This window comes from Aestuariivirga sp. (assembly GCF_041738905.1).
In the GTDB taxonomy this organism is placed as follows: Bacteria; Pseudomonadota; Alphaproteobacteria; order Rhizobiales; family Aestuariivirgaceae; genus Aestuariivirga.
This window is the reverse complement of the sequence record NZ_JBGSOZ010000199.1, coordinates 45,831-56,859: the sequence shown is the minus strand read 5'-3', so window position 1 is coordinate 56,859 and position 11,029 is coordinate 45,831. Positions and strand designations below refer to the sequence as shown.

Below are 11,029 nucleotides of genomic sequence, written 5' to 3'. Positions count from 1 at the left end.
TGGCGCCCTGCTGGCCGGCCTGCGCGATCATGCCCTCGAAGCGCTCGCGCTGGCGCCTGGTGGCCATCGGCCCCATGTCGACCTGCCCCAGCCCATTGCCCACCCGCAACTTGCGGGCCTCGGCGGTGAGACGCTCGACGAACTCGTCGTGGATCGCGTCATGGACATAGAAGCGCTCGGCCGAAGTGCAGACCTGGCCGCAATTGAGATAGGCCGCAAAGGCCGCGCCCCGCGCTGCGATGTCCAGCGGGGCAGACGGCATCACGATGAAGGGGTCATTGCCCGACGCCTCGATCAGGCAGGGCTTGAAGCTCTCCGCGCAGGTGCGCGCCACCGCCTGCCCTACCGCCACCGAACCGGTATAGGCGACGCCATGGGTCTTGCTGCTGGCGATCAGCCGCTGCCCCACCCGCGCGCCGCCTGTCAGCACCTGCATCAGGCCGGGAGGAAGTGTCGAGAATACCTCCATGAACTTGAGCGTGGTGATGCTCGTCTGTTCATGCGGCTTGACGATGACGGCATTGCCGGCAGCGATCGCCGCCGCGGCCTCCCAGCACAGCAGCACGAGCGGATAGTTGAAGGGCAGCACGATAACGATCGTGCCCAGCGGCTCCTTGATGCTGAAATGGAACTGACCAGGAACCGTGGAGCCCGCGATGCGGCCCGTCTCGTGCCGCGCGAGTTCGGCGTAATAGTCGATGGCGGTCGCGCACCACGACACTTCGTCGGTGGATTCCTTGAAGGGCTTGCCTTCTTCGCGCGTCAGATATTCCGCGAACTTTCCCTTGTCCCTGCGGATGACGGCGGCGATGTCGTGCAGGATGACGGCGCGGCTGCGCGCGTCCATGCCCGTCCACACGCGCCGCGCCACATTGGCCGCATCGATGGCGCTGTCGACTTCGGCGTCCGTCGTGTCAGCGATATGGCCGATGCGGTCCTCCGTCGCCGGCTCGATCACATCGAGATGGCTCGTGGCCTGGCTGGCAACGAATTCGCCGCCGACATAGATCTTTCCTGACAATCGCGAAAAGTCATCGAGCACCGTCATCGCCGGAGGTCTCCCTGTCAGGCCTGCCAAGAACCGCTTGGCGAGGGCGTTAATTCTTTTTATAGTCCTGACATAAGTTTTTTTGACACGCAAGAGGTCCCCCGTGAGAGCCATCGCGCCGCAAAGCAGACCGGGCCGTTTGGCATGACTGCCCGCACCGCCTCGAAGTCGGCGGCCCGAAAGAAATCGCGCAGCCAGGCCAACGACCTCGCTGTGGGCGCGCGCCTGAAGGTGGTGAGGGAAGGCGCCGGGCTTTCACAACGTGAACTGGCAAAACGCGCCGGCGTCACCAATGCGACGATCTCGCTCATCGAGCAGGAAGCCCATGCGCCGTCGCTGTCCTCGCTGCACAGGATACTTTCGGCCGTACCCATCTCGATGGCCGACTTCTTCGCCCTTCCGGCCACGCAGAAGAACATCCTGTTCTACGATGCCAACGACCTGGCTGTGGTGAGCCGCGGCGCCGCCGACCTCAGAGTGCTCGGCAGCGAGCGGCGCGACAAGAAACTGCAGCTCTTCATCGAGCGCTACAAGCAGGGAGCCGGAACCGGCGATGAACCGATCTCGCATGCAGGCGAGACCGCCGCCGTGGTCATCCGGGGGACGATAGACGTCGAGGTCGCCGGAGAAACCCGAAGGATCACAGCTGGCGGCGGCTATCAGCTGATCGGCAACCAGCCCTATCGCTTGCGGAATGCCGGAAAGATCACCGCCGTCGTCGTCTGCGCCTGCACCCCGCCGATGATCTGAACCGGCAGAGTACTGCATTCGCTATATAGGAATGCGTGCTCATGACGGATGTTGCAGGACTGCCCGGAAACGCGGCACGCAAGATGTTCGAGAAGGCAGATGGCAGAGTTGTCGTCATCGATCGCATGGGAGCACCAGGCGGGGATCGCGATGTGATCGAATGCGACGTCACGGATGTTCACGGACTTCACGGCATTGCCCGCCGCAGCGCGATCACTGGCGGGACATGTATGACGCCGGGCGAGATTGCCGATGTTGTACGCCAGGTGTGAGCTTTCAACAGGTTGTCCATCCGGCCTGGATCGAGGAAGCTGCTGTTGCGGGACGGCAGGGGCATTGAGGAAGACCGGATGAACATTCAAAAGAACGCCAAACTGACGCCCAGTGGTCGAGAACGAATGGTGCGGGCGAACGGCTGGGCCTGGGCCACGCGGTCCTTCGGCGCAGCAATCCGATGCTCGTGACCTGTTCCATTTCCGGTTATCGTGCTGGCGGGCCTTGCGAGAGCGGCAAGGCCTACCATCTGCAACCTGCCGCTCGCCTGTGCTGGCAGGACTTCGGCACGCCTGTGGGACCGCTGCCGGGTCTCAAGCCTGTGACAGGCGAAGCCTGGACGCCGCGGTTCGATCCGGTGCCGGCTGTCGGCAAACACACCGCGAAATTTCCAGCAGCGTTCGGCACCGCCAAAGATACTTCGAAAGACAAGACGCCATGATGATCCCAAAGCCCGACCGCCACCAGGACATGCGCGAAGCCTTGCGTGCCCTTTGCGCCGGGTTTCCGGCCGAATATCATCGCAAGCACGGCGCGGACGCGACCTATCCCGTCGAATTCATTGAGGCGCTGACACGGGCGGGATGGCTCGCCGCCATGATTCCGGAGAAGTATGGCGGGTCGAACCTTGGCCTCACCGAGGCTTCGGTGGTGATGGAGGAGATCAACCGTTCGGGAGGCAATGCCGGTCATTGCCATGGCCAGATGTACAATATGGGCACACTGCTGCGCCATGGATCGAAGGCGCAAAAGGATATCTATCTGCCGAAGATCGCCACCGGCGAATTGCGCCTCCAGTCGATGGGCGTCACCGAGCCTTCGACGGGCACCGATACGACGAAGTTGAAGACGACGGCCGTGCGCAAGGGCGACCGCTATGTGGTGAACGGGCAGAAGGTCTGGATCTCACGTATCCAGCATTCCGACCTGATGATCCTTCTCGCCCGCACCACGCCACTTGCGGAGGTTCGGAAGAAATCTGAAGGGCTGTCGATCTTTCTGGTGGACCTCAAGACGTCCATCGGCAATGGGCTGACCGTCAAGCCGATCCGCAACATGGTCAACCACGAGACCAGTGAGCTTTTCTTCGACAACCTGGAAGTCCCTGCGGAGAACCTCATCGGCGAGGAAGGCCGCGGCTTTCGGTACATCCTCGACGGCCTGAATGCCGAGCGCATCCTGATTGCGGCGGAATGCATCGGCGACGGCTACTGGTTCGTCGACAAGGTCTCGGCCTATGCGAAGGAGCGGATCGTCTTCGACCGCCCGATCGGCCAGAACCAGGGCGTACAGTTCCCGATCGCGCGGGCCTACATCAATGTGGAGGCAGCCAGCCTGATGCGTTTCGAGGCGGCGCGCAGGTTCGATGCCCATGAGGACTGCGGCGCCGAGGCCAACATGGCGAAACTTCTCGCCGCAGATGCCTCATGGGAAGCGGCCAATGCCTGCCTGCAGTTCCATGGCGGCTTCGGTTTCGCGGAGGACTATGATGTGGAGCGCAAGTTCCGCGAAACGCGGCTTTATCAGGTGGCGCCGATCTCGACCAACCTGATCCTGTCCTACGTGGCCGAGCATATCCTCGGCCTGCCCCGATCGTTCTGAAAGAAAACGGGCCGTTCCCGCCCCGGGGAAACGGCCCGTCCCGGATCAAACCCCGATGGGCATGTGCTCGGCGGAACGCATCACGGCACGCGGTGCCGTCAGTTCCTTCCACTTCGACAGGGCCTTGTTGATGGCCGGAAAGGGCTTGCGTTCCACGAACTTGCCACGGCCCGGGCGGGCCTGGTCGTTCTTTCCATATGACCAGACCACCTCGCCGCGCGAGATCGTGTAGCGCGCCTGCCCGTTGACCTTGAAACCCTCGAACACGTTGTAGTCGATGATCGATTTCTGGTTGGCAGCCGAGATCGTCTTGGAAATGCCGGGGTCCCAGACGACCACGTCGGCATCGGAGCCCACCATCAGCGCGCCCTTCTGCGGATAGATGTTGAGAATCTGCGCGATGTTGGTCGACGTCACGGCCACGAACTCATTGGGCGTGAGGCGGCCGGTTTCAACACCCTTGGTCCAGAGAACCGAGAGACGGTCCTCGAGCCCCCCGGTGCCATTGGGAATCTTGGGGAAGTTGCCGACGCCGAAGCGCTTCTGCTTCGTTGTAAAGGCGCAATGGTCCGTCGCCACGACCTGCAGCGAGCCCGCTGCAAGGCCGGCCCACAGTGAATCCTGATGGCTCTTGTCGCGGAACGGCGGCGACATCACCCGCTGCGCGGCATAGTCCCAGCTCTTGTTGAAATATTCGCTCTCGTCCAGCGTCAGATGCTGGATCAGGGGTTCGCCGTAGACGCGCATGCCCTTCTGGCGCGCCCGGCGGATCGCCTCATGTGCCTGTTCGCACGATGTGTGGACGATATAGACCGGCACGCCCGCCGCATCGGCGATCATGATGGCGCGATTGGCCGCTTCGCCCTCGACTTCCGGCGGGCGCGAGAAGGCATGCGCTTCGGGGCCGGTGACGCCCTGGCTCATGTACTTGTCCTGAAGTGCTGCGACGATGTCGCCATTCTCGCAATGAACCAGCGGAAGCGCTCCCAGTGAAGCGCAACGCTGGAACGAGGCGAACATCTCGTCGTCATTCACCATGAGCGCTCCCTTGTAGGCCATGAAGTGCTTGAAGGTGTTGATGCCCCGCTCCACCACCTTGCCCATCTCGTCAAAGTGCTTCTCCGACCAGCCATTGATGCACATGTGGTAGGAGTAGTCGCTTGAAGCCTGCCGGGTCGCCTTGGCTTCCCATGCCGCAAGGGCCGCCAGCATGCCGTCCGGCCCTGGAATGACGAAGTCGACGACGGTCGTGGTGCCGCCAGACAGCGCCGCGAAGGTTCCGCTTTCCCAGGTCTCGGCAGCCGTCGTGCCCATGAATGGCATTTCGAGATGCGTATGCGGATCGATGCCACCAGGCATGATGTAGGCGCCTTCGGCATCGATCACGGTATCGCCCTTCAGGCCCGGTCCGATCGCAGCGATCCGCTCGCCTTCGATGAGGATGTCGGAAACGTAGGTGCGGTCGGCAGCGACGATCGTTCCACCCTTGATGACCTTCGACATTGTGTTTCTCCCGTTTGACAATCTTGAACGAATGAATGAACCGGCCCGTCACGCTTCCGGCGATGGTAAGGCGCCCTTGAGTTCGACGATGAGACGGCAGGCGTCAGGCTCGCGGTGCTTCGCGAAACTGAAGATCGTCTCGCGATGGCGCTTGCCGAGATCGAGATCGCAACGCGCGGTTATGATCTCGTCGCCCAGCGATACGGCCTGCGCGGCGATCTCGCCCGAGGGCGCGATGATGACGCTCTGTCCTACCATCTTCGAACTTTACTCCTTGCCGCACTTGGCCGTTCCGATGACCCCAGCCGCATTCTGATACGCGCGGGCCTGCATGGAAAGATGATTATGGAAGCTGGTCAAACCATCGATATCGGCATGGACCGGAAGTTTGACCTTGCTATACCTTCCGATGATCTTGCCGTTGCGGTTGACGGGAATCGAGGTGTTGAACAGGCCCTTCCGGCCTTCCTCCACGACCAGGCCTGCGGATCCCAGATAGAGACTGACACGCCGCTTTCCGGCTTCATCGAACAGCGGTTGCGTTTCGGGACCTGGCATGCCGCGTTCGGAATAGCTGTCGAGTTCCGCTTCGTCCTCGATCTGCCGCCGCGGGAGGAATGTGGTGAACGCCATTTCCGTGAAGACCACGAGCGCCGTGCCCCTTTCCTTGCCCCGGCGCAGCAGCGCGCTCAATCGGCGCACCGTGTCCTTGCGAGTTTCCGGCTTGGCAATTGGCCTCATCTGGGCTGCGGCCGCTTGAATGATCAATGTCATGGCGCCCTCACTAAGGAATGCCGCTCAGGACGGCAAGATGGCGATGGATTTCGCTATGGCTGGCTTCGGGGCCGAACACCGCAGAGGCATCCGGCCACAGTTCGGCCGTTTCTTGTGCATCGGTTGCATTGATGCCCAACCCGTCGGCAAGGCCGGTGGCTGTCTGCAGATCATTGGCCATGAGCGCCATCGGGAAGCCGGCGGGGGGATGCTCCAGACAACACGAAGGGCTTCATCTTCACCTCTTCGGAGTTTGCTCCGGCCAGTCGGTGCGTTCAATACGTCGACACGCACATTCCCATCGATCCCGGATCTCGCGGCAATGATCGCGGCCTCGCATGCGGCCCGAAGCCCGGCCGCCGAAACATGATTGTTAAGTGCCTGCACAGCATGTCCGGAGCCGGCAGGACCCGTTGCAAGGATACTCTTGCCCATGGCCTCGAACAGTGGGCGCGCGCTGCCTGCTCGAAAAAGCACAGGACATACAGAGGCGCGTGGATGTCGCTCAAAGTCCCGCGCGGCTGCTGGCATCCGGCACGACGCCATTCTGCGCATCGGCTACACGACCATCATGGGCCAATCTCTCGTTCCTGACACTTCATGGGAGTTCCGCATAACCAGCCGCGAAGTACAACTCGAGTTGACCTGCCTCACCTCGCCCGCCCAGCGCGGCAACATACTGCAAGGCGAGTTCCGCATGGATGGCTACAGCGCGGCCAGGTGCTACGATCCTGGCAGCAGTTGCGGAAGCATGCTCGAGGCCCATGTCGAGAACACCGGCCATGGCGCCCTCGCGCGCGAACAGGTCCGAGATGGCGGCACCGATTCAGTTGATGCCGCCAGTCACCAGTGCAGCTCTTCCATCCAGTTTGCCCATTGCTGCCTGCGCGTGTTGTCGATTGTCGCACCGTTGGTCACAGAGGCAAACGGCCGAGCCTGACCATTGGCGCGTTCTTCCACGCGGTGGGAACGCTCGCACCATCAAGACGTGGGATCAAACAGCTAGAATACGAAACCCGCTGAACTGTAAGACTGTCCCGTTCCGATCTGGTCTACCGTGATACCGGTCAGCAGAATGCTGTTGCGTCCTGCAACGATCATGGCGAAACCCGTGGCGCCGTCGGTCTGCAGGTGATTGTTCAGCAGATCGGCAAAGCCGGTGATGCCGCTGACGGCCGAGAGGTCGATATCCTCCGTGTTGCTGGCCGAGAAATCGCGGATCGTAACCTTGCCGAACACGTCAGCGAACACGAACTGATCAGCGCCGCCCGAACCTGTCAGGATATCGCGCCCATCGATGATGTCGGTTCCATCAAAGCTGCTGAACTGGTTGTCGGCCGCATTGCCGGTGATCCAGTCGTTGCCGCTGCCGGTGTAGGCGCGCTCGATGACGGTGCCGACCGCCAAGGTCATGTTCCCGGTGAGCCCGCCGACATTGGACGTCCGGTAGTTGGTAAACTGGAAGTCATCAGCGCTGACCACCGTGAGATCAAGGTATTGGTCGGCGCTGTAGCCGGAGAAGTTCAGCGTGTCGTAGCCGCCATCATCCACGATGGTGAAAGTGGCCTTGTCGGCATAGAAGCTCAGGTCGTGCATCACCTGGCTGGTTGCGGCGGAAATGTCCGTATCGAAGCCGTAGGTGGTGTCTCCAAGGAAGGCTGCAGAACCATAACAATGGCGGAGCGCCTCGATATCCGCCGCCATGGTGGTGATCGTGTAGGCCCTGCTGGCGCCAACCTCGGTGTTCCTGGTCTGGCTCATGTAGGACATCATGGACAGCTGTCAGCTGTCGTTCAGGAAGATGTTCGAAGTGTTGCCGCAATTGACGTCCGCGGTATCGGTCACGAAATTGGCCCGGCCGTTGTAGTTGCCGGCATGACCAAGACCCATGGTGTGCAGTATCTCATGGATGAACGTCTGGTAAGTGTAGTCGTTGATACCTGCCGTGCCCCCGTTCCAGCCAGCCTCCACGTTCACGAAGGCATAGGCGTTGAGCGGTGGTTGAAACTCTGGCCGCCTCCTGATGAAACCGAATAGGCAAAGGCGCCGCCATCAGGATCGCTATCGAGAAAAATAGAAATCGACGATGTCGGTCGAGGTTTCCGTTGTCATCTGGAAATCGATTCCGAGAACTGCGCCCAGATAATCGAAGGCTTGATCGACCAACTCCCGGTGCGCGGTAGAAATGCCGTTCGTGTCGGAGTTTCCATCGGCGCCGGAAGACCCGGAATAATTGTAGTGAAGAACGCCATTCTTGGCCCCGGAGCCCGTATCCGACATGTTGAAGGAGCGCTGGCTTTGTCCGCCGGCCCAACTCCAGTAACCGCTCAGCAGTTGCTGAGACATCTGGCCGATGCTGGCCTCTGGGAGCCGCGCGGCTGCCTGTAAGGAAGACAATCCTGCGCTTTCCGACGTCAGCAGGGACAGGCTCCACGCTTCCATCAGGGTGGCACCGCTGCCAGGCAAATCACTGTCCGGCCCGATGGCGCATAGCCCGCGGACTATGACAATAGGGCCAACTTCTTGGTGTTCAAGACCAGCAATCAACTGAAAATCGCATTTCGCGCACAAGGCAGGGTTACGAACAGGTTGCCGGGTTTTGAGGTGGTCATCTCGCCTCCTTCGGCACTGTTGGTTGTGACAGTGCATTGAAGACAGCGGTGAACATCCCGCCGCCCGCAACCCGGTACCGCGGCATGAACCCAGCCGATACGGAAACCCAGATACAGTGGGGTGAAACTTCATGTGACAGCGCAAAGAGGACCGGTCAGCGCACCGCGTGAGCTGCCAAGACCCGGTCAAGCGCGGCGCGCAGGCGGCGGCCAAGCTCCGTGATTTCGGCCTCGGTAATGATAAGCGGTGGGGCCATCACGAAGCAGCCTGCCAACGGGCGCACGATGACGCCCTCCTGAAGGCCTGCTTCGTAAACTTCCTTCGTGGCACCCCCGACTTTGAGGCTCGCCGCCGGACCGGCGCGGCCTTCGCCCGGGTATGCAACTTCCACCGCACCGGCAAGGCCCCATTTCCGCGTTCCGACGACGAGGGGATGGTCTTCTAGGCTTGCGATCATCCTGTTCCAGTGCGGCACCATCCGGCGCACGTGGCCAAGGATGTCGCGCTCTTCGAAGATGTTCAGCACTTCGTTGGCGACGGCGGCGGAGACGACGTGGGCATGGTGCGTGGCGCCATGGGCAAACCAGCCCTTCTGCTCATTGCCGATGTCGAGGCGGCGGTTGAATTCCTCGCCCATTATGATACCGGCAATCGGCATGTAGGCGCCTGAGATGCCCTTGGCGCAGGTCATGCAATCAGGCTCGAGCCCCATGGCTTCCGTCGCCCACATGTGTCCCGAGCGGCCAAAGCCCGTCACGACCTCGTCGATGAAGAGCTGGATGCCGTATTTCTTGAGGACCCTGGTGATCTTCGGAAAATAGCTGGCGGGCGGCGGGAACATGCCAGACGACACCGAGACGGGTTCCGCGATCATGCCGCCGATCGTCTCGGGGCCGGCCTCGATGATGGTATGCTCGAGTTCCTCCGCGAGCCTGTCGGTGAAGCCCTCTTCGTCCTCGCCGGGAAGTGCGGCGTTGGGCCAGCTCGGATGGCTCACCTGCAGCGAGAACCCCATCGGGATGCCGAAGCTGTCGTGCAGGTCCTGCGAGCCGCCCAGCGCGGACGTTGCAATGGTCGAGCCGTGATAGCTGGCCTTGCGCGAAATCATCTTGCGGCGCTCGGGCTCGCCCGCAAAGCCGTTGCCGTACCACATGAACTTCATCAGGTGGTCGTTGGCCTCTGAGCCGGTTGTCGAGAAATAGATGCGCGGATTCTTGACCGGCGAAAGTTTCGCCAGGCGCTCGGTCAGTTCCATCACGGCGGGAACGGTGCGGTGAATGGCTGAGGAGTACATCGGCAGCGTCTTCATCTGCTTGTAGGCGGCGTCCGCCAAACGCTCCTCGCTGAAGCCCAGCGATACGCAATAAAAGCAGGAAACCGACTCGATATAGTCCTTGCCGTTCTCGTCGAAGATGAAGATGCCCTTGCCCTTCTCGAACACAAGCGGCCGCTCCGTCTTCAGCCGCTTGAGATCGCTGAAACCGAGCAGGATCGAGTCGTTGCGATAGTTGGTATTCTTCACTTCGATGTTCATGGCGCCAGATCCCAATTCTGGATGCGAGACTATTCGCCTGTCCGCCGGAGTCAACGCGCAACTGCCATGCACTGGCACCCGGACCGCTATTGACAGCTTTGCGGTTCGGATTCGAAGATCGCTCTTCATTTTACGGAAGTGTTTTCCCCATGAATGGCATGATCGACCAGCCCGCCTCGTTCCCCAGCCTCGAAGGGCGCAGCGTCTTCATAACCGGTGGCGGCAGCGGCATCGGCGAAAGCCTGGTCGAGCATTTTTGCCGCCAGGGGGCACGCGTCTGCTTTGTCGATATTGCCGAGGATGCTTCACGAGCCGTCGTGGAGCACATGCGCTCGGCAGGAGTGGCGGTGCCGCATTTCATCCGGTGCGACCTGCGCGACATCGAGGCCCTGCGCGCCGCCATTGCGGACGCCCGGGAACTGCATGGCAACATCCAGGTGCTGGTCAACAATGCCGGCAATGACGACCGCCATACGACCGAGAGCGTCACGGTGGAATACTGGGACGATCGCATGCAGATCAACCTGCGGCACCAGTTCTTCGCGGCGCAGGCTGTCCGCCCGCAGATGCGCGAGGCGGGCGGCGGCTCCATCATCAACTTCGGGTCTATCACCTGGCTCGTGGGAGATCCCGACTGCCCGGCCTATGTCACCGCGAAATCAGCGATTGGCGGCCTGACGCGAGCACTGGCCCGCGAACTGGGGCCAGAGAGGATCAGGGTCAATTGCGTGCTTCCCGGCTGGGTCATGACCGAACGCCAGATGAAGCTCTGGCTCGATGAGGCCGGTGAAAAGCAGATCGCCGACCGCCAATGCCTGACCGACAAGCTCTATCCCGCGGACATCGCCCGCATGGTGCTCTTCCTCGCCGCCGACGACAGCCGCATGTGCACATCCCAGAACTACATCGTCGATGGCGGCTGGGTTTGACCC

Annotated in this window: 14 protein-coding genes and 2 pseudogenes; 6 read left to right on the top strand and 10 right to left on the bottom strand. The window is 61.5% G+C overall.

Annotated features, from left to right (window positions below):
• The coding region (locus ACEW8Q_RS19490; RefSeq protein ID WP_373505721.1) for an aldehyde dehydrogenase at positions 1-1,048 on the bottom strand (1,048 nt) is incomplete at its 3' end.
• 144 nt (positions 1,049-1,192) lie between these two features.
• Between ACEW8Q_RS19490 and ACEW8Q_RS19485 the strand changes: the two genes are divergently transcribed.
• From ACEW8Q_RS19485 to ACEW8Q_RS19470, 4 genes and pseudogenes are all read left to right on the top strand, one after another.
• Positions 1,193-1,798: a helix-turn-helix domain-containing protein gene (locus ACEW8Q_RS19485; protein WP_373505720.1), complete on the top strand. Its 606-nt coding sequence runs from the start codon at positions 1,193-1,195 to the stop codon at positions 1,796-1,798.
• Between the two features lie 41 nt (positions 1,799-1,839).
• Positions 1,840-2,070: a hypothetical protein gene (locus ACEW8Q_RS19480; protein ID WP_373505719.1), complete on the top strand. Its 231-nt coding sequence runs from the start codon at positions 1,840-1,842 to the stop codon at positions 2,068-2,070.
• A 134-nt stretch (positions 2,071-2,204) separates the two neighbouring features.
• Positions 2,205-2,513: pseudogene (locus ACEW8Q_RS19475) on the top strand (CoA transferase); the annotation flags it as partial.
• A complete protein-coding gene (locus ACEW8Q_RS19470; protein WP_373505718.1) occupies positions 2,510-3,673 on the top strand; it encodes an acyl-CoA dehydrogenase family protein in 1,164 nt (387 codons plus the stop codon). The pseudogene ACEW8Q_RS19475 and the gene ACEW8Q_RS19470, both read left to right, overlap by 4 nt.
• 45 nt (positions 3,674-3,718) lie before the next feature.
• Here the strand turns inward: ACEW8Q_RS19470 and hydA are convergent, their stop codons facing one another.
• From hydA to ACEW8Q_RS19445, 5 genes and pseudogenes are all read right to left on the bottom strand, one after another.
• Complete coding sequence (hydA, locus tag ACEW8Q_RS19465) at positions 3,719-5,176, bottom strand: dihydropyrimidinase (RefSeq protein WP_373505717.1); 1,458 nt, start codon at positions 5,174-5,176, stop codon at positions 3,719-3,721.
• A 48-nt stretch (positions 5,177-5,224) separates the two neighbouring features.
• Positions 5,225-5,434 (bottom strand): hypothetical protein, encoded by a 210-nt coding sequence (locus tag ACEW8Q_RS19460; protein ID WP_373505716.1) that lies wholly within the window; start codon positions 5,432-5,434, stop codon positions 5,225-5,227.
• A gap of 9 nt (positions 5,435-5,443) precedes the next feature.
• Positions 5,444-5,950, bottom strand: a complete 507-nt coding sequence (locus tag ACEW8Q_RS19455) for a nitrilase-related carbon-nitrogen hydrolase (RefSeq protein WP_373505715.1) — start codon at positions 5,948-5,950, stop codon at positions 5,444-5,446.
• A 10-nt stretch (positions 5,951-5,960) separates the two neighbouring features.
• Entirely contained in the window at positions 5,961-6,140 is a 180-nt protein-coding gene (locus tag ACEW8Q_RS19450) for a hypothetical protein (RefSeq protein WP_373505728.1), read from the bottom strand.
• A gap of 71 nt (positions 6,141-6,211) precedes the next feature.
• Positions 6,212-6,385: pseudogene (locus ACEW8Q_RS19445) on the bottom strand (NAD-binding protein); the annotation flags it as partial.
• Here ACEW8Q_RS19445 and ACEW8Q_RS19440 point away from each other — a divergent pair.
• Positions 6,384-6,890, top strand: coding sequence for a hypothetical protein (locus tag ACEW8Q_RS19440; RefSeq protein ID WP_373505714.1), 507 nt, complete (start codon positions 6,384-6,386; stop codon positions 6,888-6,890). The pseudogene ACEW8Q_RS19445 and the gene ACEW8Q_RS19440 overlap by 2 nt on opposite strands.
• Positions 6,891-6,952: 62 nt before the next feature.
• Here ACEW8Q_RS19440 and ACEW8Q_RS19435 read toward each other — a convergent pair whose 3' ends face one another.
• The 4 genes from ACEW8Q_RS19435 to ACEW8Q_RS19420 form a co-directional block, all read right to left on the bottom strand.
• The gene (locus ACEW8Q_RS19435; protein ID WP_373505713.1) at positions 6,953-7,711 is read right to left on the bottom strand and encodes a M10 family metallopeptidase C-terminal domain-containing protein; all 759 of its coding nucleotides are present in this window, start codon (positions 7,709-7,711) and stop codon (positions 6,953-6,955) included.
• Positions 7,712-7,732: 21 nt separating this feature from the next.
• Complete coding sequence (locus tag ACEW8Q_RS19430) at positions 7,733-7,927, bottom strand: M66 family metalloprotease (RefSeq protein ID WP_373505712.1); 195 nt, start codon at positions 7,925-7,927, stop codon at positions 7,733-7,735.
• Between the two features lie 84 nt (positions 7,928-8,011).
• Positions 8,012-8,497, bottom strand: coding sequence for a hypothetical protein (locus tag ACEW8Q_RS19425; RefSeq protein ID WP_373505711.1), 486 nt, complete (start codon positions 8,495-8,497; stop codon positions 8,012-8,014).
• Between the two features lie 220 nt (positions 8,498-8,717).
• Complete coding sequence (locus tag ACEW8Q_RS19420; protein WP_373505710.1) at positions 8,718-10,097, bottom strand: aminotransferase class III-fold pyridoxal phosphate-dependent enzyme; 1,380 nt, start codon at positions 10,095-10,097, stop codon at positions 8,718-8,720.
• A 149-nt stretch (positions 10,098-10,246) separates the two neighbouring features.
• Between ACEW8Q_RS19420 and ACEW8Q_RS19415 the strand changes: the two genes are divergently transcribed.
• Entirely contained in the window at positions 10,247-11,026 is a 780-nt protein-coding gene (locus ACEW8Q_RS19415) for an SDR family NAD(P)-dependent oxidoreductase (RefSeq protein WP_373505709.1), read from the top strand.
• Positions 11,027-11,029 lie beyond the last annotated feature (3 nt).

Bases quoted from the DNA above. Each gene is read 5' to 3' on its own strand.
- ACEW8Q_RS19485 (WP_373505720.1), top strand. From the start codon at position 1,193: ATGACTGCCCGCACCGCCTCGAAGTCGGCGGCCCGAAAGAAATCGCGC.
- ACEW8Q_RS19480 (WP_373505719.1), top strand. From the start codon at position 1,840: ATGACGGATGTTGCAGGACTGCCCGGAAACGCGGCACGCAAGATGTTC.
- ACEW8Q_RS19470 (WP_373505718.1), top strand. From the start codon at position 2,510: ATGATGATCCCAAAGCCCGACCGCCACCAGGACATGCGCGAAGCCTTG.
- hydA (WP_373505717.1), bottom strand. From the start codon at position 5,176: ATGTCGAAGGTCATCAAGGGTGGAACGATCGTCGCTGCCGACCGCACC.
- ACEW8Q_RS19460 (WP_373505716.1), bottom strand. From the start codon at position 5,434: ATGGTAGGACAGAGCGTCATCATCGCGCCCTCGGGCGAGATCGCCGCG.
- ACEW8Q_RS19455 (WP_373505715.1), bottom strand. From the start codon at position 5,950: ATGACATTGATCATTCAAGCGGCCGCAGCCCAGATGAGGCCAATTGCC.
- ACEW8Q_RS19450 (WP_373505728.1), bottom strand. From the start codon at position 6,140: ATGGCGCTCATGGCCAATGATCTGCAGACAGCCACCGGCCTTGCCGAC.
- ACEW8Q_RS19440 (WP_373505714.1), top strand. From the start codon at position 6,384: ATGGCCTCGAACAGTGGGCGCGCGCTGCCTGCTCGAAAAAGCACAGGA.
- ACEW8Q_RS19435 (WP_373505713.1), bottom strand. From the start codon at position 7,711: ATGAGCCAGACCAGGAACACCGAGGTTGGCGCCAGCAGGGCCTACACG.
- ACEW8Q_RS19420 (WP_373505710.1), bottom strand. From the start codon at position 10,097: ATGAACATCGAAGTGAAGAATACCAACTATCGCAACGACTCGATCCTG.
- ACEW8Q_RS19415 (WP_373505709.1), top strand. From the start codon at position 10,247: ATGAATGGCATGATCGACCAGCCCGCCTCGTTCCCCAGCCTCGAAGGG.